This is a genomic window from Halomonas sp. (assembly GCF_052095695.1).
Lineage (GTDB): Bacteria > Pseudomonadota > Gammaproteobacteria > Pseudomonadales > Halomonadaceae > Vreelandella.
This window is the reverse complement of sequence record NZ_JBQDLQ010000037.1, coordinates 14,161-35,253: the sequence shown is the minus strand read 5'-3', so window position 1 is coordinate 35,253 and position 21,093 is coordinate 14,161. Positions and strand designations below refer to the sequence as shown.

Sequence of the window (21,093 nt, the reverse complement as noted above, 5' to 3'; positions counted from 1 at the left end):
ATGGTAGTGTGGGGTCTCCCCATGCGAGAGTAGGTCATCGTCAGGCACTTATACCGCAGAAAACCCAGCCCATCGGCTGGGTTTTTTGTTTGCGCGGAAGAAAATAAATAGTGCTGAATAAATGCTATGATGCGACCCAATTAATTAGCTAGCCATCACCGTTTGTGATGGTCGGAATAGAGGTAAAAAGGTGAGTGAAATAGTACCTACGTCGTGGCTCGTCTACTGCCGTGCAGGGTTTGAAAATGATGCCTTAGCAGAAATGCAGCATCACGCAGCATTAAACGATGTAGGGTGTGAATCTTCTTATGGCGAGGGTTGGGTAAGCTTAACGCGCACCGATGGCGAACCGGTTAATGATTTGCACCGCCAAGCTGCCTTTAAATCACTGATTTTCGCTCGCCAGAGCCTAGCGGCACTGCCTGCGCTGAGCCTATCGCGTGATGATCGTCTTACCGCTATATTGGAGCAGGTCAAGGCCAGTGGCTGGAACTTCGAAGAAATTTGGCATGAAACGCCGGACACTAACGACGGTAAAGCACTGGCAGGGTTAATCAAGGCGCTTAAAAAGCCATTGGAAAGCTTGCTGAAGAAACGTGGCGCGTTAAGGCGAAGCGCGGGTGCTAGGCGGCTGCATGTTTTTTGGACCGATGGTGATAAAGCGCAGCTGGCAATGAGCTTTCCGGGTAACCGTAGCGAGCTTGTTAACGGTATTCGCCGGCTGCGTTTTCCATCGCGTGCGCCTAGTCGCTCAACGTTGAAGCTAGAAGAGGCATGGCACGAATTTATCCCTCGCGAAGAGTGGGAGACGCGTCTTGCGCCGCATATGCAGGCCGCTGATTTAGGCGCTGCACCCGGCGGGTGGACTTGGCAGCTCGTACAGCGCGGCATGTATGTGTATGCGATTGATAATGGCCCAATGGATTCTCAACTGCTGGGGACAGGGCAGATTGATCATCTTAAAGAAGATGGTTTTACCTGGGAGCCACCACAGCGTTTAGACTGGTTGGTGTGTGATATTGTTGATAAGCCTGTACGCGTGCTGGCGATGGTTGAGCGCTGGCTAATTCGTAAGTGGTGTAAAGAGGCAATCTTTAACCTCAAACTGCCTATGAAAAAGCGCTGGGACGAAGTAACGCGCTGCTTAACGACTTTGGAAGACGCGCTGGAAAAAGCGGATGTCAGTGCTAAGGTAACGTGTCGTCATCTTTACCATGATCGCGAAGAAGTCACTGTGCATGTAAGGCTCAGAAGCTAGTACCGACGGTCTTTAAAGTTTAATAGCCGGGCTCGTAAATACGGATAGTTTCATCTTCGGTTAGTAGCGGTAAAATACGCTGCATAGCCATTGTGCGCGCATCGCTTGAGTGCCACTCTTTCCAAGCACGGATGTCGCGCCACTTAGTAATCATTAAACGGCGATCGGTATGGCCACGCTCTACGAGGGTTTCGCCACCGACAAAGCCCCTTACGCCTAAAGAGGCGCGCATGGCTTCCCGTGCTGCTTGTTCATACTCTTCTTCTAGGCCGGGCATAATGCGCCGTTCGATGATGATTTTAATCATACGCTTTGCTTCCTGCACCGAGGATATCAATGGCTGCTAATACGGCTAACTTACCCAGCTATGATGAGTTGTTAGACACCTCTGGGCTCTATTGCCCAGAGCCGATTATGTTGATGCATAATAAAGTGCGCGACATGGCGTCAGGCCAAGTTCTTAAAGTGGTAGCTACAGACCCAGCGACAACGCGTGACGTGCCTAAATTCTGTCAGTTTCTGGGCCATGAGCTACTTGAGCAAGACGTCTCAACTGAGAGCAGCTACCTTTATTTTATACGCTTAGCTTAGCCCCGCATAAGGCCTTTAAAGTTTGCGAGGCACAGAGCGACTGGCCTCGCTATTAGTGCAACTGTGCAGCGTCTGTATCAATCGCTTGCCACGACCATCATGGCGAGAGCATCCAGCGTGGCCGGATCTTCTTCCAATATACGGTTAGCAATATGGCGTTGGAAAAAATAAACGGTCTGGTGGCGATCTTGTGCGCTGTATAGGCACTTGTCGCCTAGAAGAATGGGTGTCATTAGCGCTTTTGGTTCGTCGGCTAGCAGCGCGTCAAGACTGCCGTCACTGTAGAGGCGCCAGCCGTAAACGGGTTTCATATGCCAAGGCGAGTTTGGGTGGTTCATACACAAAGCATGTGTACCAAGTGTATCTGGGATTTGCTGAATAAGGGTGACGTCGCCTGACGCCTCATAATCGAAGTATTCCGCTGCCGCCGTTAGCTCATAAAACTTGTGATCGGGTGGGGAATCGAAAATTTCTTCCGTTTCAGGATCACGATAGCCAACGAAATAGCCATTTTCTTCACTGTTCAGATCTTGGCAGGCGGCTAAGGTTTCCATCCACGGTACTAGACCGATAATGTAACCGTCCTCTCTTAACCCCCAGGCTAAAATGGGCATGCCGTAATAGGTGTCAGGGTTCGCAGCGAGCTTATACACCATCTCAATGCCATCTAACTCAGGTGCTAAACGGACTAAACACTTTTGCGCCTGCTGGCGTTGGCGCACGGTTTCCAGGTCGATGACCTGGGCAGAGCGGGGTGACAGGGATGCGCCCATTGTGTCCCTCCTTGTGCTGCGTGGTCATGACAGTGGCGAAGCAGGCTAGCTTGCCGCATTCTTCACCTCTTCTATTCACAAATAGCACAAGTTGCTCATAAGGTTAAGGGTTCGGGCCATTTAATTCGTAGTGCAAGCAGCGAAGCGTGCTCTTAACGCGTTATGTTCACTGCTTGCCTGTTGAAACTGTTGCCACGGAGCACCTGGGTCTTGGAGTGAAAGCCAGCGCACTTGATAACGTTGGACTGTCGCAGGTTTGTCGACCTGCTGCGCATCGATTAGCCGATTGATCGCAGTAAGCCATTCGTACGACGTGTTTGCTAAATCCTCAAGCAGCTGTGGGTTCCAGGGTTTAAACAGCGTGTGGGAGTATCGCTTTGCTGCGTTAATAGCGTATTTGCTTCGGCTAAGCGTTGAGTGGCGAGTAGTAATGCCCGCAAAATTTCAGCCGTCAGTGGCCGCTCTTGCAGCGTTTTTAGATGGTTTTCAAGGGCTGAAGAGTTTTGCTGCCAGTCGAGGTCAAACTGGTGCTCAGTCATTTCCTGCAAGTAATCGATAGCCTCGAGATGGTTTGCGATAACCGCTTTATCGACATTGGCTAGCGGCTGGCTTGAGCGCGAAAAGCTTTTTATCCACTCGCTGGAATCAAAGATAGCGTTCCAGCTTACGGCGGATAGCTGTGCCGTTTTTGTTGTCGTTAGCTGCTGTAGTCGCTCTTGATCTTCAAGGCTTAGCTGGTCGGCAACGTCGCTATGCGAACAGGCGCTAAGCCGCTGCCATAGCGTTCGTTCATATAGCCACTGCTGGCTGGGAGGCGCTACGCGGCCAAGCTGATTATTACGTGCCGCGATTAGCGAGGTAATTTGGCATTCACGCAGCGCGTAAACGTTGAGCATGCTGTCCCGCGTTTCAGGAATATCAATGAGCCGATCTTTGCGATCAGGAAATGCGCCAATATTTGCCGGAGCAGCTCTGTTTATATCTGCTCGTGCAAGATCAGCGGCAAGCTGCTGGTGATAGGCTTGCCACTGCTGTTCGGCGGGACTGTCGCCACAGCCAGCCAGTAGGGCGCTTAGCGCGAGCGTAACACAAGCATGCGCCCATCGAATCATGATTACGCCCGAATGCTGATGTGCTGTAGGCGCCAGCCGAGCAGCAGTGCGGCAGTGCTTAAACCAGCAATTAGGCCAATCCAGTAACCGTGAACGCCTAACGGCGCAACCATATCACCTACGCCATGAGTGCCTAACCAATGGCCGCCCCCTAGGCCGACAATCCAATAAGAGAGTACCGTAATGACCATAACAATACGCGTATCCTTGTAGCCTCTTAGAGCGCCTGCCAGCGTAACCTGAAGAGAGTCGGATAGCTGAAAAATAGCGGCCAATGCAATGATCGATAACGCGAGGGCCTGTATCTCGTTATTCGACGTATAGAGTGAGATAACGGGTACCGCCGTGAACAAGAGTAGTGTGCTATTAATAACCGCGATGATCACACTAATGATAACTCCGTTCCAGGCGACTTTTCTAGCGAGCGCCCAGCGCTGCTGCCCTAGCGTGTTACCAACGCGCACGGTTAACGCCATGCTCAGCGACATGGGCAGCATAAACAAAATAGTAGTAAAACTCAGCGCTATTTGATGGGCGCCCACGGTAACTTCACCAAGGCTTGCAATGAATAGCGCAATAAGTGTGAATAGCGTCACTTCAACAAAAATAGCCACGCCGATGGGAACACCCACAACGATAAGTTCGCGAATGCCTGCCCACTGTGGGAGTGTTAGCCCTTGCCAGATAGCCACGCTTTTATACGTACGCCCATGGCGCGTGTAATAGGCCATCGCTAACGCCATCGTCCACATTGAGAACGCTGTCGCTACACCACAGCCAAAGGCGCCTAGCGCGGGTATTTGCTGCAATATGTCAGGTGTCCAGGAGCCAAATAGCTCGACTAAACCATCGCCGCCGTAAATCAGGACATAGTTGGCGGGAATGTTAACGCTCAAGCCCACTAAGCTAATCCACAGCGCCGGGCGAGAATGGTTCATGCCATCTGAGAATGCCCTCAGCGCCTGAAAGAGCGCGATTCCAGGCATACCAAACGCGACGGCAGAGAGGTAGGCTGCAGATTCGCGCGCGACGGCGGGTGGCACGTCCATTAATTCAAATATGGGCATCACGACTGACCAAAGCAGCAACACCGCGACGATGCCTAGCAGTAGAGCGACCCAAAGACCCTGGTGTACTGCTGGGCGAATGGCCGTTTGACGCTGGCCACCGAGTAAATGAGCCACAATCGGCGTCAACCCCATCAAGGTGCCGGTCATAAACAGCATTAGCGGCATCCACAGGCTGGAGCCAACCGAGACGGCCGCGAGTGACGTAGCATTATGTCGGCCCGTCATCATGACATCGACAACGCTCATCCCCGCCTGAGCTAACTGAGCACCACAAATGGGCAATGCCAAAAAGATCAAGGCGCGCGTTTCCGGCCAGTACACTGATTTAACTTGTCGAGTGAAATCGCCCAATGGTTGGCTCCTGGTTGGCGAGTTAAGCTATAAAAGGGCGCTAGATTAGCAGGGATCACTAAGCCTTGCCGCCTAGTATTTAGCTGGTGTTCATCCGGCAGGTATAATGCAAAAAATTAAACGACAAATGAGGTCAATGTGAGTTACGCCGAGGAGCGCTGGACTCTTGAAGAAATTATCGCGCTATTTGACGGTGTTTTTGGCCAGCGCTATCAAACACGCCTGATTCGAGGAGGCGATGAGCCTCTTTATCGCCCCGCGAATAATGAAACACCTTATCACCAGGTGATTTTTGCGCGAGGCTATTTTGCCAGTGCGCTGCATGAGATCAGCCATTGGTGTATTGCCGGCTCGCAGCGTCGCCTGCAAGAAGATTACGGCTACTGGTACTGTCCTGATGGTCGTAATGCCGAGCAGCAGGCATTGTTCGAGCGAGCTGAAATTGCGCCACAGGCGCTCGAATCAATATTTACTCATGCCTGTGGCCGCTCGTTTAATATCAGTGTCGATAATCTCGGTGGCGATGTTGAGGTAGATAGAAGTGCATTTACGGCGCGCGTTGCATCTCGCGCGCAAGGCTACTTGAAAGAAGGGTTACCTGTACGCGCTAACGCTTTTCTGGTGGCCATTAACTGCTTTTATTCTAATCAGAAAGCGCTAGCGGACGCCATCGCCGAAGGGCAGGCTGTGTTAGATCTAGACGTGACGGCCAGCGCTTAATCGTCGTCTGTTAGGCGCTGATGCATCGACAGCATGACCTCAAGCTCATGTTCTGGCCGCATCGGTTCCAGGCCCAGTTCGCTAAAGGTTTCCCGGCGCTGGCGATGCCATTCACTAGGAGTGATCGATGGGTAGAGTTCCGAGGCGGGGGCAAGCTCAACAAAAGGGTCTAGCCCATAGGTGTCGAATAGACGCGCAAGCGCCGCTTCGTCTTCTCCGTTGTCGCTGGTATATAGCGTGGCGGAAAAGTGATCGGTCTCCAGCTCGCGAATGACTTCAAGCGGGCTCACGCCGAGGCTTTCCAGCTCTTCCATGCTGTAGGCGCCCAAGGCATTCGTGTCTTCTTTAATCCAGCTATCATCCGGCTGAATCAACGTTTGCTTTACACGACCATCGGGCAGCGACCAAGCAATGGCTAGCGGTAGGCCATCGTCTTCGCCCGTTTCAATGGCTATAAATCCTGGATAATCAGACACGCTATTACTCCTCTGGGGGCGTCGTAGGAAGGCGGAAAAATCGCTGTGCGGTTTGGGTCGTGGCTGCGCCTAACGCTGTTTCGCTGATGCCGTACCACTGGGCAAGCTCGCGTACGATCCACGGCAGCAGCGCGGGCTCATGCCGACGCCCTTTTAATTTCGCCGGCAGGTTGCGGGGCAGCAAGTAGGGGCAGTCAGTTTCCACCATCAGCCGCGTCAGCGGTATATCGCTAACCAGTGAGCGCAGGTGATGTCCACGACGCTCATCGCAGATCCAACCGGTTAAACCTATATGTAAGTCTAGGTCGAGATAGCCAAAAAGCGTATAGCGATCGGCCGTAAAGCAGTGCACCACGGCTTGGCTGATGTCGTCTCGCCATGCATGCAATATTTCGCGCATCCGTTGACCCGCATCCCGCTCATGTAAAAAGAGCGGTAAACCGCTTTCAACGGCGAGTACCAACTGGGCTTCAAAGGCACGCTCCTGCTGCTGAGGCGTCGAAAAATTACGATTAAAATCCAGTCCGCACTCACCCACTGCGACCACTTCTGGCATGGCATGTAACGCCGCCATCGAGTGCGACAGGTCGTCATTCCAGTGACTGGCATCATGAGGATGTACACCTGCCGTTGCGTATAAGCCAGGATATTGTTTGGCGAGTGCAATGGCCTGTTCAGCATGGGCGAGATCAGTGCCGGTCACGATCATAGTCGTGACTTGCGCTGCCTGGGCACGCTGGATTACCGCCTCAAGATCGCGACCAAAGCTTTCATGCGTCAGATTTGCACCAATATCTATTAAAGGAGCGCTAGGGCGAAACTGTAGTGCTTCGGGTAAAAACGCATCAGTGTCAGCAGTAGCCAAACGTTGCTCCTTAGCCAGTTAGAAAGCCTCCATTGTAACGGTATGCGCGTACATCGACTAATGCTCTGTTGAGAGCGATCAGCACGCGCGAATTGCAAAAAACTTGGCTTGTTAGGTAAACAGCAACGGGGTATTTGCGGCTAGGATGAAGTGAGGGTACTACCGACGATTCTGCGGCCATTGATTTAATAACAACAATAGAGAGTCTAATAACGATGCCAATATCTCACCGCTTTGCTGTCTCCAGCGCTCGCCATTATCTTGAGGCCATCGCCGCAGCGGGCACGGACGATACACAAACCGTGCGTCAGCAAATGACTGATACGCCCATCAACGACATTTTTGCTACCAATGGCTACATCCGTGAGGATGGCCGCATGGTGCATGATATGTATTTAGTCGAAGTTAAGACGCCTGACGAGTCGCAGGATGAGGATAATCTTTTCCATATCATTCGTACCATTCCTACTGAAGAAGCCTTCAGGCCGCTTTCAGAAAGTGTTTGCCCGCTAGTCACGAGCTAAAGCGTTGCTCATTCACGGCAACCCACTTGAGGATTTAGCATGTCTGAACCGTCTATTATTCAGCAAAATAGTATTGGCGCCGCTTTAAGTCGCAGCGCTCGAAAGTATCCACATCAGTTGGCACTGGTATTTGGTGAACGTGAGTGGCGCTATCTTGAGCTCAGTCAAGCCGCCAATCGGGTGGCTAATGGCTTGCTGGCAGCAGGCCTCGTACCAGGTGATAGATTGGCCGTTTATGGCAAAAACTCTGACGCTTATGTGATTGCTTGGCTGGCAGCTACCAAGGCAGGTTTAGTGCATGTGCCTATTAACTTTGCGCTAAGCAGCGAGGAGTTGCGCTACATTCTTGAACAGTCGGGTGCCATGGGCTTGCTGAGTGATATAAGTCTTGCTAGCAAAGTGAATGCCGCGACAGAGGGGGTGAATTTGGCCCTGATGGGAACGCTACACGCTGAGCAGGAGAGTACTGCTGGCAGTTTTGATGTGCTAACGCATGCGAGATCATCAGCACTTAGCCAAGAGCCAGGCGCTGCAGTCGATGGCGCCAGTCTTGCTCAATTACTTTATACCTCGGGCACCACCGCGGCGCCAAAAGCCGCCATGATGACGCATCAAGCATTAATGGCCGAATACATGGCCTGCATGGTCGAGCTGGATATTAAGGGCAAGGATGCCATGCTCGCCGCGTTGCCGCTTTACCATTCAGCGCAAATGCACGTCTTTCTAATGCCCGCGCTGTTATTGGGCGCTACCGTCTATTTGCTTGAAGCGCCGCTTCCTGAGCTATGTTTAAGCGCCATGGCTAACCACAAGATCGCGTCATTTTTTGCCCCGCCAACGGTCTGGATCAGCCTACTGCGCCATGCTGAATTTGATCGATTCGACTTAAATGCCCTCAATAAAGCCTATTACGGCGCCTCGATTATGCCGGTGCCGGTACTAGAGGAACTGCAGCAGCGCATACCGGGCGTAGGGCTATACAATTGCTATGGACAGAGCGAAATTGCCCCTTTAGCCACCGTCCTGCGTCCTGAAGAGCATGCCGCGCGGCCGGCTTCCGCCGGGCGGCCCATATTGACGGTGGAAACACGCATCGTCGATCTTGACATGAACGACGTACCTTCCTGCGAACATGGTGAGATTGTCCACCGTTCACCACAGCTCATGAAAGGGTACTGGGATAAAGCCGCGATGACCGAAGAAGCCTTCCAAGGAGGCTGGTTTCATTCTGGCGACGTGGGCTACTTCGATGAGGCAGGCTATCTTTATGTCGTCGACCGCATTAAGGATGTGATCAATACCGGCGGCGTACTGGTGGCCAGTCGTGAAGTAGAGGAGGGGCTTTTTAAACATCCTTCGGTATCGGAAGTGGCGGTCATCGGCCAGCCGGATGAGAAGTGGATTGAAGCAATCACCGCCGTGGTGGTTCTAAAAGAAGGCCAGTCGGTCAGTGAGGAAGCGCTGATCCATCACGCCAAAACGTTAATGGCGCCTTATAAAGTGCCTAAGCACATTGTCTTTACCGATGCGTTACCCAAGAGCACTGCTGGAAAAATTCTCAAGCGCCATTTACGTCAAGAGCTTAAGCCATGAGTGTGGACCAGGAAGCAAGCGCGCTGTTCTACAGTATGATTAAGCGCTGTCTCACGAAAGAAGTGGCACCGTTTTACGATCAGGGGGAGGCCGCAGGCGAAATCCCCGCTCGCTGTGGCATGCGTTACATAACTGAGCCGCATGCCGGTAGCGATTTGGCATCGCTGAACACCCGTGCGAAGCGCACTGATGAAGGCTGGGAGTTAAGCGGCAGCAAAATTTTTATCACCAATGGCCAGCATGCTAGCGACACCGCCGAGCTTAGCTTTGATCATATGCAATTACCTCATGATGCTTTGCTTGGAAAAGTGGGCTCACCGAGTCGCTAATAAAGCGTTGCTAAGAATCAGTTAGTTAAAACATGAGGAAATACCTATGCGGCTGGATGATGTCGTGATCTTAGCGGGTGCGCGCACCGCTATTGGCGGTTTTGGTGGGTCTCTCTCCAGCATGGCGCCATCTGAACTAGGGTCGATAACAGCTAAAGAGGCATTACGGCGCTCAGGTGTTGAGGGAAGAGATATTGATCATTCTGTTTTCGGCCACATCATTACCACAGGCCCTCAAGACGCCTATTTAGCGCGGCATATTGCGCTGGACGCTGACGTGCCCACGGAGGCCGGCGCCTTCAGCGTTAACCGGCTGTGTGGGTCGGGTGTTCAGGCCGTGGTGTCTGCCGCGCAGCAGATCGTTTTAGGCGATAGTCGTTTGGCGTTAGCGGGAGGTGCTGAATCCATGTCTCGCGGGGCCTATTTGCTACCGCCTCAAGCGCGCAACGGTGTGCGTAGGGGCGATATGGGCATCCAGGACTTAACCTTGGGCATACTTAGCGATCCTTTTGGTAGCGGCCATATGGGATGCACCGCAGAAAACATCGCTAAACAGTATGGGTTTACCCGTGAGCAGCTGGATCAATTTGCCCTTGAAAGCCACCAAAAGGCGTCTCGCGCAATAGCAGAAGGTCGCTTTGATGCCCAAATCGTACCGATAGAAATAAGCCAAGGTAAGCAGACGGTGCGTTTCTGTCAGGATGAACACGTACGCGAAGGTCTCCGATTAGGCGATTTAACGCGGCTGAAGCCTGCCTTTCAAAAGGACGGGGTGGTGACCGCAGGCAACGCGTCAGGCATTAATGATGGCGCGGCAACGCTTGTCCTTGCTCACATTGATGAAGCGACCCGGCGCGGGCTGGTGCCCCGGGCACGTCTGCGGGTAGCTACGATGGCGGGTGTTGAGCCCTCGCTTATGGGGCTGGGGCCGATTCCCGCGGTTAAGCGCTGCCTGCAGCAGGCAAGTCTTAGCATTCATGATATTGATGTGATTGAATCAAACGAGGCCTTTGCTGCTCAAGCAATGGCGGTGGCGCAGACGCTGGGCTTCCCTCTGGAAAAACTCAACCCTAACGGCGGGGCGGTTGCGCTAGGCCATCCGGTGGGGGCGACGGGGGCTATTTTGATACTCAAAACGCTGTATGAATTAGAGCGTATTAACGGTCGCCATGGCTTGATCACGCTGTGTATTGGCGGCGGTCAAGGCATCGCGCTGCTGATTGAGCGTTGCTAATGAAGCTCGCCGCAACAAGAACAAGCTAAAAGGAGTTTTCATGTCTACGATCACACCAAAAATGTTATCGGCAACCGCGTCGGCCACCAATCCAGCGTTAATGATTGGCGACTTGCTGGACGCGGGTGTTCGCATGTCTGGCGATAACCAAATCGTATATCGAGACCAAAGCCGCCATAGCTATGAGCATTTTCGCGCGCGAGTCCATCAACTAGCCCACGTACTGACTGCCCAGGGCGTTAAAGCGGGTGATGTGGTGGCAGTGTTAGATTGGGATAGCCACCGTTACCTAGAGTGTTTCTTTGCGATTCCAATGATTGGTGCGGTTCTGCATACGGTCAACGTACGCTTGGCGCCGGAGCAAATTCTTTACACCATGGAGCACGCCGAAGACGCCTTCGTTATCGTGCATGAAGAGTTCATATCGCTGATTGAGCCGCTGGCCGACAAGCTTCCCTTAGTGCGTGGCTACCTGCTGTGTCAAGAAGCGCCACAGGTGATTAATACCACTCTTCCGGTTGTTGGTGAGTTTGAATCGCTGTTAAGTGAGCAGCCCACTGACTATGCGTTTCCTAGTTTTGATGAAAATGCCGTGGCGACGTTGTTCTACACGACGGGTACCACGGGCAGTCCTAAGGGTGTTTTCTTTACCCACCGCCAGTTGGTATTACATACCTTAAGTGAGGCGAGTGCGTTCCAAGCGCCAGGTTTTGAGCTGCTGAATCGAGACAAGGTGTATATGCCCATTACGCCCATGTTTCACGTGCATGCCTGGGGCGTGCCCTATACGGCGACTCTGATGGGGGCTACCCAGGTCTACCCGGGACGATATGAGCCAGAAATGCTGGTGAAACTGCTGGTCAGCGAAAAGGTCGATTTTTCACACTGTGTACCGACGCTATTAAACATGGTGGTCAGCGCTGAGGGGGTTGCCTCAAAACAGATTGATCTCACTGGTTGGAAGGTGCTGGTGGGTGGCAGTGCGCTAACGCAATCGTTGGCAAGCAAGGCCTGGGAACTTGGTATTGATACGCGCAGTGCCTATGGTATGTCGGAAACCTGCCCACTGCTGACCGCCGGGATTTTGCCCCAGGATATCGCCGCCGCCGATTTTGCGACCCAACTGCCCTGGCGCTGTAAAGCGGGGCTGCCGATTCCTTTGGTTAAGCTGCAGGTTGTAGATGCCAACGGGGAGCTGCTACAGCAAGATGGTAAAAGTATCGGCGAAGTGCGTGTTCAAGCACCTTGGCTGACTCAGGCGTACTTTAAAGAAGAGGCGCGCAGTGCCGATCTATGGCGCCATGGTTGGCTACACACCGGAGATGTAGGTTCACTCGATGAACGTGGTTTTCTAACCATTAGCGACCGGATCAAGGATGTTATTAAAACAGGGGGTGAGTGGCTCTCATCGTTAGAGCTTGAAAGTTATATCAGCCAGTGCCCAGGGATTGCCGAAGTGGCCGTGATCGGTATCGCCGATGACAAGTGGGGTGAGCGCCCGGCTGCATTAGCCGTAGCAGTTGACGCTAACAACCCGCCGACGGTGGAAGCTGTACAGGCATTTCTAGAACAGTTTGTCACCCAGGGAAAGCTCCGGCGCTGGGCCATTCCGAGCATGATCCGTTTCGTCGATGAAATACCCAAAACCAGTGTGGGTAAGCTGGATAAAAAGCGCATTCGTAGTGAGGCCTAACGTGTCTAAAGTCTAGAGTATCTATCGCACGATCAGTGAATGTTGCCCGTAGTGCGAACTTTGCGGTACGCGGCGGGCGAATTGCCTGTCCAGGTTTTAAACGCGCGGCTAAAGCAGGCCAAGTCTTCAAAGCTTAATGCTTCGGCAATACTGCTGAGCGGCTTTTCGCTGCAAGTTAGCGCCTGAGCGGCGTAGTCGCGCCGGTACTCATCTTTAACAGCTTGAAAGTGGGTACCTTCCTGTTTTAAATGTCGAGCTAATGTGCGCGCTGACATATGCAGTGCGCCCGCGACGCTGTGCACCGTGCCGGCATTGATAAGGTCGAGCGCTAAGTGTTCGCGCACACGGTGCGCCAGCAGGCGGTCCGCAAAAGAGACATAAAACCAATCCGCTGGGGCGCGCTTTAAAAAGGCGCCCAGGTGTTTCTTGGTTTGGCGTATCGGATGGTCAAGCCAAACCCGATCAATATAGATCGCGGTTTGAGACTGCTCAAAGCGAACCGTGCCTGGGTGGAAGTACAGATAATCAGCACTGTGTGGCGGCAGGGCGTAGGCACACTCCATTAAAATCGGCGGTATTTTACGTGCAATCATCCATGACGCGATACCGTGAAAGAGCTTGAGCATCAGCTCATGAATTAAGGTTCTGCTCCCCGCCAAGGGCGCGTACTCGACTAGGGCCATGCGGGCTAGATCTCCTTCCAGCGTAAACACGTAGTCAAAGTCATCAAGCAAAATGCGGAAGAACTGCGTGTAGCGGTGCATCGCCACCTGCAGATTGGGTGCATCCAGCATCGTTAAGCACAGCAGCTTTAATGTCCCTCCACGCAGCGGGCGGGCAAAAAAGCCGGGCGTTTCATCGTCTAGTTCATGCACCAATAAGCGGTACAGCTCAGCAAACTGCTCAACCGTTACTCGGCCATGTGGTGCTGCGAGTAAAAAGGGTGAGATCCCCGCCCGTTCAAGATAGCGAGTGGGTGGCGTTGCGGCTATTGGTAAGCCTCTAAATAGCTCATTTACAAAATGCATCGAGACGGTAACCGTCACTGGCGGCCTGCCTATGGAAAGTGTCTTTTCGACGAATTGTTGTTGTGCATTGGCAAAACGTTACCACGCTGCCAGTTTTCGCTCCATAGGTTCCACCCCCTCGGCGCGCGCATGCGTTACACTGTGCGCCTTATGATTAAGGAGGACTCCGCGTGGCCCTGTTACGACTCGAACAGCTGCAACTCGCCTATGGCACCCATGTACTGCTCAATCGCGCCGATCTGACGGTTGAAAAAGGCGAACGCCTGGCGCTGGTCGGTCGCAACGGTACCGGCAAGTCCACCCTGCTAAAACTGGTAGCGGGGGATATTTTACCCGACGATGGCACCATCTGGCGTGCTCCTGGCCTCAAGATCGGCGTGCTCGCCCAGGAGTTACCGGAGTCATCCGGCCTCACTATTTTCGATATGGTCGCCCAAGGGCTGCCCGAAGCCGGGGAGTTGCTCTCTGAGTATGATCATCTTATCAATGACCCTGATCCTGATATGGACCGCATGGCGGCGCTGCAAACGCGCCTGGAAGCTATTGATGGCTGGTCGTTTCACCAGCGTATTGATACCGTATTAACCCGCTTGGGCTTACCGCCTGAGGCGCAAATGAGCGCGCTTTCCGGTGGCTGGCGTCGGCGTGTGGCGCTTGCACGCGCGTTAGTCGCTGAGCCTGATTTGCTGCTGCTTGATGAGCCGACCAACCACCTGGACTTAGACACTATTGCCTGGCTTGAAGAACAGCTGCTGTCGTTTAACGGCGCCGTGCTGCTGATTACCCATGACCGGGCATTTTTATCTAAATTGGCGACCAGTATTCTGGAGCTAGACCGTGGTCAACTGGGTCGCTATCCTGGTAAGTACGTCGAGTATCAGGCCCGCAAGCAGCACGAGCTTGAAGTTGAAGCGCGTGAGAATGCCGAGTTTGATAAAAAGTTAGCGCAAGAGGAAGTTTGGATTCGCCAGGGCGTCAAAGCGCGGCGTACGCGTAATGAAGGCCGCGTGCGGGCTTTAGAAGCCATGCGCAACGAGCGCAGCCAGCGCCGTGAGCGCCAAGGTACTGCCAACTTGACGGTAGACCGCGGTGAGCGCACCGGCAAGCGAATCGTAGAACTGAAAGACGTCACTCAGCGATTTGGCGATGACGTTGTGCTGCGTGACATGAACCTCGAAATACTGCGTGGCGACCGAATCGGTTTCTTAGGACGCAACGGGGCGGGTAAAACCACGCTGCTGAAAATACTGTTGGGTGAGCTTGAACCCACCGAGGGCAGCGTTCAGATGGGTACCAATCTGAAAGTGGCCTATTTTGACCAGCTGCGCGCCGGGCTTGAACTGGACAAAACGGTTTACGATAACGTTGCTCAGGGTAGTGACAGAGTGAGCGTTGGCGGTAAGGACCGTCATGTCATGAGCTATCTGCAGGATTTCTTGTTCACGCCTGAGCGGGTACGTCAGCCGGTGAAAGCACTTTCCGGTGGTGAATCTAATCGACTTCTGCTCGCCAAGCTATTTACCCAGCCGGCCAACGTCTTAGTGCTCGATGAGCCTACCAACGACCTCGACATGGAAACCCTTGAGCTGCTTGAAGAGCTGCTACTTGATTTCGATGGCACACTGCTGCTGGTATCCCACGACCGAACCTTTATGGATAACGTCGTGACCAGCATGCTGGCCTTTGAAGGCGAGGGCGTGGTGCGTGAATATGTGGGCGGCTACACCGACTGGATTCGTCAGGGCGGTACGCTGCCGCCGGCGCCTTGGGAAGGGGCAGCACGTCAGCGTACTGAACCGACCTCAGAGGCGCCCCGAAAAGCGCCTGAAGCCCCCGCAGTACCTGCTAAAAAAAGCGTTAAACTCTCTTACAATCTGCAGCGTGAGCTAGATACGCTGCCTGCTGATATTGAGCGTTTTGAGGGCGAAGTGGAAACGTTGGAAAATGCGATAGGTGACCCAGCGTTTTATCAGCAGGACGCCGACGCCGTCGCGGCTAAGTTACAGCTGCTCGAAGCCGTGCAACAGCAGTTAGAAACAGCAATGGAGCGCTGGATGGAGCTGGAAGCAATGGCCGCAGGAGAGTAAGCCCGATAAATTAAAAGGCGCCTTATGGGCGCCTTTTTTGTTCTTGATAAAGTGGACTTGATTACTCGTCGGTTTTCTCACCTTTTTTGCCGACGCGAACAGCTAAGACATCGCATTGGGCGCCATGAAGTACGCCGGTGGAGGTTGAGCCCAGCAGCAGGGCAAAGCCATGGCGGCCGTGAGAGCCGACGACAATCAAATCCACGTTATGGTCTTCGGCAAATCGATGAATCTCGGTGTCGGGCATACCTACAACCACGTGCTGATTGGTTTCAGGCACGTGCGGAGCGGCAATTTCAGCCAGGCGCTTTTTAGCATGCTCATCCAACTGGTCTTGAATGCTGGTAAGGTCCATCGGGATATCACCACCATAGGCAAAGCCAAGCGGTTCAAGTGTGTGCATGATGGATATTTTGGCGCGGTCATTACGCTCGGCAATGACGACAGCGCGCTCAAGAATTTTGTGCGAGTCTTTGGTTAGGTCAACGGCAACTAAAATGTGGTGATAGCTCATGGCGTATCTCCTTGGCAGTGGGTTACAAAGGTGCTCTTTGTACGATGATGATGGCCTTTACTTTAGATGGCGTAGCGTTTCTTAACAACGACCTATGTCATGGGTTTTTAGATTAGCTTAGTAAGTGTGGCTTATGTTGAAGGAAATGTAGAGATGGAATGGTTAATTATTGTCGGTATTGTGATGTTTGTTATCGCGCCCGTGATGTGGTTGAAGCCCAGTCCGCAGCAAAAGCGTCACTCATTGCTTCGCTCGCAGATCACGCGTCAAGGCGTCACGATTAAGATGGAAAAGCCTCCGCTTCACCATTTTAAGGGCACGATGCCAGCTTATCGCTGGCACTATCCGCAAGACGATCCTGGGCCGGATTTTCTGCTGGTAAGAGACAGCAATGCAAGCGAAGCATTAGCGCCTTTCCATGCCGGTTGGCGCTGGCGAATAGCGCCGCTGCGCCCATTGCCCGATAGCGCAACGGTGCCTTTAAAAACGTTGCTAGAGCGGTTGCCACAGGATGCGCTGGTAGTTCAGTCGACCCAATATGCGTTGACGCTTTGGTGGTGGGAGTCACAAACGGCGGAACGATTTACGACTTATGTTCCGGCGTTTGAGCAATTAAAGAATGCGCTGCGTGGCTATGCTGATCGACCCATTACCAGGCCGCTCGGTTTTAAAGAGCAGCCTGGCAGTAGGGCAACGAAGCCTCAGGACGCGGGCTTGTCTTGAAGAGCCTTTTCTTGAACGCAGTCGGTTTCAGTGTCGTTTTCTTCAGGGCCGTTTTCTTCAGAGCCATCCTGATCGCGCGCTTGAATTGCCAGTCCGTTTGACTCAATCAGGATCAGCCATTCATCCAGCTGCTGAATATTGTCGTCCGTTAGGCCTTGTAATATCTCTTTGCGAGCCTCTTTGGCAACGCTGTCAATTTTTTCCAGTAACGGCATCGCGGCAGACGTTAAATAAATACGCTTGCTGCGTCGGTCATTGTCGCAGGCACGCCGTTCAATCAAGCCTTGTTCTTCAAGCTGACCTAGCGTGCGCACTAGGGAGGGCGCCTCCACGCCAATAGCCCGGGCAAGATCACACTGGGGATGCCCCTCTCCCAAACGCCACAGGTGATAAAGCGTTACCCAGCGAGTTTGCGTTAAGCCCAGCGGGGCAAGTCGCCGATCTAGAATTGCGCGCCATAAATGCGGTAAACGGGCAATGCGAAAACCAATAGATGAAGCCATAAGCAACTAGCTACCAATAAGTGTGTATAGGCGAATTGTCATAAGCTACGCCGCTGAATGCAAGATGCTGAGTCAATCAATGTGCTTATTCATTCTCGTTGCTGTTGGAACTGCCGGGTATGAAACGTCTCGGGTTCAATCCACTTAGACCGCTGGGGCGGATTTGCGAATCGGCTTTAGAAGCGATTTGGCTATCCTCTGAGACTTCAAAACGTATCAAGCCGAGGCGCTGCCTACTGCCAGTCATAATATCGACGCGCCAATCGCCAGTGGGGTCATCGGGGAAGTTTTGCTTATGACTCCATGCACGATAACCCTCTTCGCGGCCACCGTTAATATTCAGTTTCACCACGTCCATGGGCTGGCCGTTATGATGCCAAGCATGGGTAATGGTTTCACTTAATCCCCTTGGCGCACGTATGGCCGTATAAACATAAAGCCCGTTTTCACTAATCGCCTGCGGCGTTAGCGCTATTGAACCTTGAGGCAGCCGCTGTTCAATGTTGAACGAGGGCGACAGTGCACTGCTGGTCATCCATAAACTGGCAGGCGGTACCCATATGCGGCCTATCCAGGCGCCATAGGCGAGTATTAACGTTAGTGCAAAAAATAGGCACCAGCGTTTGAGCGAACGCCGCTTCAATAAATGCCAAAAACTAGGTAGCGCCACCACAATGGTAATGCTGAGCGCGAGTAACAAGCTCTGGCCGGTGGTCAGATGCACCATGATAGGCAGTGTGACCAGCAGCACCAAAAATACGCACAGGGCATGAAACATAAAGTAGAGGCTGCGCCAGCGTTCGGCTACTTTGAAATATAGTGGATCGATGATAGACAGCAAGGACATACCGCCAACCAATATCGCAAAGAGCGTTTGCCCACTATTCCAAACTGTCGTGACTAAAATAAACGGCAGCGTAAAGAAAAGCGTTTCTTGGTGAATCATTTGCGCAATAAACGTTGCCACGCCCCGCGGTGGCGTCGGGTGACCCCGGTGAGATAGCCAGCGGCTGATCAATCCTTCTGATAGTAGCAGTGTCCAGGCGAACAGCAGCCCAAGCGCTAAGGCCGCGCCTAGCCACTGTTGACGATCGACTAGAAAAAAGCTTCCCAGGCCTGCGGCGAATGCCATTGGGGGCCATAACCAACTCCAAGGCTTTATGCGTACGACAATACTTTCAATACGCCGCTGAGCCGAAGCAATGCGAGAAGGTGTGAGCAGTGTGCCCATACAAGGTAACCTGGATGATGAAAGATGTGTGATTCTAACAGTCTGCCGGGCTTGGCGCTGTTCTACTGCAAACCCCAGGCTGGATTAATTGATTTATTAGCCGAAAGTCAGGGCTTGACGTGCTTAGGCATCTCAACCAAGCTAAGGCAATCAAACGGCCGTATGAAAGTCGTCTAAAAGTGTGGCGGGTTCTCTTGTCAGAGCCAGCCCGAAAAGCGGAGAGAACGCGGATGATCTACCAAGGCAATGCCATCACGGTGACACGTCGTGACACCCCTAGCGGTAATGATATCGCAATGCTCACTTTTGATTTGAAAGATGAGTCCGTCAATAAACTTTCTAGCGCTGTTGTTGCAGAGCTTGCTGAGGCGGTGAAGGCTATTCAGGCTGAAAACAGCTTGAAAGGCTTAGTCATCGCCAGTGGTAAGGACGCGTTTATCGTAGGCGCTGACATCACCGAATTTCACACGCTTTTCGATAAAGGCGAAGAATACCTCGTCGAGATGAACCTTAAGGTTCACGACATTTTTAACGCGATTGAAGATCTGCCTTTTCCGACAGTCACGGCGGTCAATGGGCTGGCGCTTGGCGGCGGTTGTGAGGTTCTGCTGACCACCGATTTTCGTGTGATGAGTGAAACTGCCAAGATCGGCCTTCCAGAAACCAAGCTAGGGATACTCCCCGGATGGGGAGGCTGCGTTCGTTTGCCCCGTTTGATTGGCGCAGACAATGCCATTGAGTGGATCGCAGGCGGCACCGAAAACCGTGCTGATGCGGCACTTAAAGTGGGTGCTGTCGATGCGGTGGTCACTGCCGAACAGTTAGAAGAAGCGGCGTTCGACATTCTAGACCACGCTAATACTGGCGAGCTAGATTACAAAGCGCGCCGTCTGGAAAAAACCAGCCCGCTGAAACTTAATCCCATTGAGCAGATGATGGCGTTCGAAACCGCCAAAGGATTTGTTGCCGGAAAAGCCGGGCCGCATTATCCCGCGCCGGTTGAGGCCATTAAAGTCATTCAGAAAGGCGCGGGTGAAGAGCGCAGCCGTGCCCAGGCAATTGAAGCCAAGGCATTCGCTAAGCTTGCGCTGAGTAGCGTGGCGTTTAACCTGATAGGCCTATTCCTGAATGACCAAGTGGTTAAAAAGAAAGCTGGCCGTTATGAGAAACAGGCTCAGCCCGTGAACCAAACGGCAGTGCTGGGTGCCGGTATTATGGGTGGCGGTATCGCTTACCAGAGCGCGTCTAAAGGCACGCCAATCCTGATGAAAGACATCAAGGATGAAGCGATTGAGCTTGGCTTGAAAGAAGCGCGCAAGCTATTTGCCAAGCAGGTCGAGCGTAAAAAGCTAACGACTGAGCAAATGGCTGAAAAACTGACCAATATTCGCCCAACGCTCTCCTATGGTGGTTTTGAAAACGTTGACCTCGTTGTCGAAGCGGTGGTTGAAAACCCCAAGGTAAAAGGCGCGGTGCTAGCTGAAGTTGAAGATGCGGTGAGCGATAACACCATTCTTACTTCTAACACATCAACGATTTCGATTAATCGACTGGCAGAGAATCTTAAGCGTCCAGAAAACTTCTGCGGTATGCACTTTTTTAACCCCGTTCACCGCATGCCGTTGGTGGAAGTAATTCGTGGTGAAAAGACATCTGATGCCGCCGTTGCCGCCACTGTAGCCTATGCGCGTGCGATGGGAAAAACGCCGATTGTGGTTAACGACTGCCCCGGTTTCTTAGTTAACCGCGTGCTGTTTCCGTATTTCGGCGGCTTTGGTTTTCTGGTCGAACAGGGCGCTGACTTCCAGCATGTTGATAAAGTGATGGAGAAGTTCGGCTGGCCTATGGGCCCCGCTTATTTGCTCGACGTGGTGGGCTTAGACACCGCCGTGCATGCTAATGAGGTAATGGCGGAAGGTTTTCCTGATCGTATGGCACGTGAGGATAAAACCGCTATTCAGGTCATGTATGACAATGACCGCCTTGGTCAAAAGAACGACAAAGGTTTTTACGCTTACGAGGAAGACAAAAAAGGTAAGCCTAAGAAAGTAACCGATGAAGCCGCTTACGCTCTGATTAAAGAGGTGGTGAAAGAGTATAAGGAATTTTCTGACGAAGACATCATTGCACGCATGATGGTACCACTGTGCTTGGAAACCGTACGCTGTTTGGAAGATGGCATTGTAGCGACGCCAGCGGAGGCGGATATGGCGTTGATCTATGGCATCGGCTTCCCACCCTTCCGCGGTGGCGCACTGCGCTACATTGATGCGATGGGCGTGGCAGCGTTCGTCACCTTGGCAGAAGGCTTGGCCGACGAGCTGGGGCCGCTGTACGAGCCCACTGACAAGCTGCGTCAGATGGCGAAAAACGGTGAGTTATTCTATTCCAGCGATAAGCCGGCCAATCAAGCCTAAC

At 52.8% G+C, this 21,093-nt stretch carries 20 protein-coding genes and 1 pseudogene; 11 read left to right on the top strand and 10 right to left on the bottom strand.

What is annotated here, in order from left to right; all coding sequences use genetic code 11:
- The first annotated feature begins 190 nt into the window (after positions 1-190).
- Positions 191-1,258, top strand: coding sequence for a 23S rRNA (cytidine(2498)-2'-O)-methyltransferase RlmM (gene rlmM / locus ACTH5D_RS09440; RefSeq protein ID WP_441670554.1), 1,068 nt, complete (start codon positions 191-193; stop codon positions 1,256-1,258).
- Positions 1,259-1,277: 19 nt separating this feature from the next.
- On the opposite strand, the gene ACTH5D_RS09435 is transcribed toward rlmM, so the two are convergent.
- Positions 1,278-1,565, bottom strand: a complete 288-nt coding sequence (locus ACTH5D_RS09435) for an antibiotic biosynthesis monooxygenase family protein (protein ID WP_441670552.1) — start codon at positions 1,563-1,565, stop codon at positions 1,278-1,280.
- A 29-nt stretch (positions 1,566-1,594) separates the two neighbouring features.
- Here ACTH5D_RS09435 and tusA point away from each other — a divergent pair, with 29 nt between their 5' ends.
- Positions 1,595-1,849 carry a sulfurtransferase TusA gene (gene tusA / locus ACTH5D_RS09430; RefSeq protein WP_441670550.1) on the top strand — a complete coding sequence of 85 codons (255 nt, stop codon included), beginning with the start codon at positions 1,595-1,597 and terminating at the stop codon, positions 1,847-1,849.
- Positions 1,850-1,926: 77 nt separating this feature from the next.
- Here tusA and ACTH5D_RS09425 read toward each other — a convergent pair whose 3' ends face one another.
- From ACTH5D_RS09425 to ACTH5D_RS09415, 3 genes are all read right to left on the bottom strand, one after another.
- On the bottom strand, positions 1,927-2,622 hold the full coding sequence (locus tag ACTH5D_RS09425; RefSeq protein ID WP_441670548.1) for a hypothetical protein: 696 nt from the start codon (positions 2,620-2,622) through the stop codon (positions 1,927-1,929).
- A 320-nt stretch (positions 2,623-2,942) separates the two neighbouring features.
- Complete coding sequence (locus tag ACTH5D_RS09420) at positions 2,943-3,734, bottom strand: DUF3080 family protein (RefSeq protein ID WP_441670546.1); 792 nt, start codon at positions 3,732-3,734, stop codon at positions 2,943-2,945.
- Between the two features lie 2 nt (positions 3,735-3,736).
- On the bottom strand, positions 3,737-5,155 hold the full coding sequence (locus tag ACTH5D_RS09415) for an MATE family efflux transporter (RefSeq protein WP_441670544.1): 1,419 nt from the start codon (positions 5,153-5,155) through the stop codon (positions 3,737-3,739).
- A gap of 138 nt (positions 5,156-5,293) precedes the next feature.
- On the opposite strand from ACTH5D_RS09415, the gene ACTH5D_RS09410 reads away from it, so the two are divergent.
- On the top strand, positions 5,294-5,875 hold the full coding sequence (locus ACTH5D_RS09410; protein ID WP_441670542.1) for an elongation factor P hydroxylase: 582 nt from the start codon (positions 5,294-5,296) through the stop codon (positions 5,873-5,875).
- Here ACTH5D_RS09410 and ACTH5D_RS09405 read toward each other — a convergent pair.
- The gene (locus tag ACTH5D_RS09405) at positions 5,872-6,351 is read right to left on the bottom strand and encodes a hypothetical protein (protein WP_441670540.1); all 480 of its coding nucleotides are present in this window, start codon (positions 6,349-6,351) and stop codon (positions 5,872-5,874) included. The two genes, ACTH5D_RS09410 and ACTH5D_RS09405, sit on opposite strands and share 4 nt — an antisense overlap.
- Positions 6,352-6,355: 4 nt before the next feature.
- Positions 6,356-7,216, bottom strand: a complete 861-nt coding sequence (locus ACTH5D_RS09400; protein WP_441670538.1) for a TatD family hydrolase — start codon at positions 7,214-7,216, stop codon at positions 6,356-6,358.
- A 242-nt stretch (positions 7,217-7,458) separates the two neighbouring features.
- Between ACTH5D_RS09400 and ACTH5D_RS09395 the strand changes: the two are divergent.
- The 5 genes and pseudogenes from ACTH5D_RS09395 to ACTH5D_RS09375 form a co-directional block, all read left to right on the top strand.
- Positions 7,459-7,740: pseudogene (locus ACTH5D_RS09395) on the top strand (ABC transporter substrate-binding protein); the annotation flags it as partial.
- Positions 7,741-7,779: 39 nt separating this feature from the next.
- Positions 7,780-9,333 (top strand): fatty acyl-CoA synthetase, encoded by a 1,554-nt coding sequence (locus tag ACTH5D_RS09390; RefSeq protein ID WP_441670536.1) that lies wholly within the window; start codon positions 7,780-7,782, stop codon positions 9,331-9,333.
- Complete coding sequence (locus ACTH5D_RS09385; RefSeq protein WP_441670534.1) at positions 9,330-9,662, top strand: acyl-CoA dehydrogenase family protein; 333 nt, start codon at positions 9,330-9,332, stop codon at positions 9,660-9,662. The genes ACTH5D_RS09390 and ACTH5D_RS09385 overlap by 4 nt, the downstream gene beginning before the upstream one ends.
- 46 nt (positions 9,663-9,708) lie before the next feature.
- On the top strand, positions 9,709-10,896 hold the full coding sequence (bktB, locus tag ACTH5D_RS09380) for a beta-ketothiolase BktB (protein ID WP_441670532.1): 1,188 nt from the start codon (positions 9,709-9,711) through the stop codon (positions 10,894-10,896).
- A gap of 40 nt (positions 10,897-10,936) precedes the next feature.
- Positions 10,937-12,589 carry a fatty acid--CoA ligase gene (locus ACTH5D_RS09375; protein ID WP_441670530.1) on the top strand — a complete coding sequence of 551 codons (1,653 nt, stop codon included), beginning with the start codon at positions 10,937-10,939 and terminating at the stop codon, positions 12,587-12,589.
- 32 nt (positions 12,590-12,621) lie between these two features.
- On the opposite strand, the gene ACTH5D_RS09370 is transcribed toward ACTH5D_RS09375, so the two are convergent.
- Entirely contained in the window at positions 12,622-13,617 is a 996-nt protein-coding gene (locus tag ACTH5D_RS09370) for an AraC family transcriptional regulator (protein WP_441670528.1), read from the bottom strand.
- A gap of 170 nt (positions 13,618-13,787) precedes the next feature.
- Here ACTH5D_RS09370 and ACTH5D_RS09365 point away from each other — a divergent pair, with 170 nt between their 5' ends.
- Entirely contained in the window at positions 13,788-15,704 is a 1,917-nt protein-coding gene (locus ACTH5D_RS09365; RefSeq protein WP_441670526.1) for an ATP-binding cassette domain-containing protein, read from the top strand.
- 61 nt (positions 15,705-15,765) lie between these two features.
- Here the strand turns inward: ACTH5D_RS09365 and ACTH5D_RS09360 are convergent, their stop codons facing one another.
- Complete coding sequence (locus ACTH5D_RS09360; protein ID WP_441670524.1) at positions 15,766-16,218, bottom strand: universal stress protein; 453 nt, start codon at positions 16,216-16,218, stop codon at positions 15,766-15,768.
- A 153-nt stretch (positions 16,219-16,371) separates the two neighbouring features.
- Here ACTH5D_RS09360 and ACTH5D_RS09355 point away from each other — a divergent pair, with 153 nt between their 5' ends.
- Entirely contained in the window at positions 16,372-16,941 is a 570-nt protein-coding gene (locus ACTH5D_RS09355) for a preprotein translocase subunit YajC (protein WP_441670522.1), read from the top strand.
- On the opposite strand, the gene slyA is transcribed toward ACTH5D_RS09355, so the two are convergent.
- Both slyA and ACTH5D_RS09345 read right to left on the bottom strand, forming a co-directional pair.
- Positions 16,920-17,444 carry a transcriptional regulator SlyA gene (gene slyA, locus ACTH5D_RS09350; RefSeq protein WP_441670520.1) on the bottom strand — a complete coding sequence of 175 codons (525 nt, stop codon included), beginning with the start codon at positions 17,442-17,444 and terminating at the stop codon, positions 16,920-16,922. The two genes, ACTH5D_RS09355 and slyA, sit on opposite strands and share 22 nt — an antisense overlap.
- Before the next feature lie 85 nt (positions 17,445-17,529).
- Positions 17,530-18,675 carry a DUF5924 family protein gene (locus ACTH5D_RS09345; RefSeq protein WP_441670518.1) on the bottom strand — a complete coding sequence of 382 codons (1,146 nt, stop codon included), beginning with the start codon at positions 18,673-18,675 and terminating at the stop codon, positions 17,530-17,532.
- Between the two features lie 230 nt (positions 18,676-18,905).
- Here ACTH5D_RS09345 and fadB point away from each other — a divergent pair, with 230 nt between their 5' ends.
- Positions 18,906-21,092 carry a fatty acid oxidation complex subunit alpha FadB gene (gene fadB, locus ACTH5D_RS09340; protein WP_441670516.1) on the top strand — a complete coding sequence of 729 codons (2,187 nt, stop codon included), beginning with the start codon at positions 18,906-18,908 and terminating at the stop codon, positions 21,090-21,092.
- Position 21,093: the final 1 nt, after the last annotated feature.

Excerpts from the sequence above, each read along its gene's own strand:
- ACTH5D_RS09360 (WP_441670524.1), bottom strand. The coding sequence starts at position 16,218 with ATGAGCTATCACCACATTTTAGTTGCCGTTGACCTAACCAAAGACTCG.
- ACTH5D_RS09425 (WP_441670548.1), bottom strand. The coding sequence starts at position 2,622 with ATGGGCGCATCCCTGTCACCCCGCTCTGCCCAGGTCATCGACCTGGAA.
- ACTH5D_RS09355 (WP_441670522.1), top strand. The coding sequence starts at position 16,372 with ATGGAATGGTTAATTATTGTCGGTATTGTGATGTTTGTTATCGCGCCC.
- slyA (WP_441670520.1), bottom strand. The coding sequence starts at position 17,444 with ATGGCTTCATCTATTGGTTTTCGCATTGCCCGTTTACCGCATTTATGG.
- ACTH5D_RS09435 (WP_441670552.1), bottom strand. The coding sequence starts at position 1,565 with ATGATTAAAATCATCATCGAACGGCGCATTATGCCCGGCCTAGAAGAA.
- ACTH5D_RS09390 (WP_441670536.1), top strand. The coding sequence starts at position 7,780 with ATGTCTGAACCGTCTATTATTCAGCAAAATAGTATTGGCGCCGCTTTA.
- ACTH5D_RS09345 (WP_441670518.1), bottom strand. The coding sequence starts at position 18,675 with ATGGGCACACTGCTCACACCTTCTCGCATTGCTTCGGCTCAGCGGCGT.
- ACTH5D_RS09385 (WP_441670534.1), top strand. The coding sequence starts at position 9,330 with ATGAGTGTGGACCAGGAAGCAAGCGCGCTGTTCTACAGTATGATTAAG.
- tusA (WP_441670550.1), top strand. The coding sequence starts at position 1,595 with ATGGCTGCTAATACGGCTAACTTACCCAGCTATGATGAGTTGTTAGAC.
- ACTH5D_RS09420 (WP_441670546.1), bottom strand. The coding sequence starts at position 3,734 with ATGATTCGATGGGCGCATGCTTGTGTTACGCTCGCGCTAAGCGCCCTA.
- bktB (WP_441670532.1), top strand. The coding sequence starts at position 9,709 with ATGCGGCTGGATGATGTCGTGATCTTAGCGGGTGCGCGCACCGCTATT.
- ACTH5D_RS09370 (WP_441670528.1), bottom strand. The coding sequence starts at position 13,617 with ATGCATTTTGTAAATGAGCTATTTAGAGGCTTACCAATAGCCGCAACG.
- fadB (WP_441670516.1), top strand. The coding sequence starts at position 18,906 with ATGATCTACCAAGGCAATGCCATCACGGTGACACGTCGTGACACCCCT.
- ACTH5D_RS09375 (WP_441670530.1), top strand. The coding sequence starts at position 10,937 with ATGTCTACGATCACACCAAAAATGTTATCGGCAACCGCGTCGGCCACC.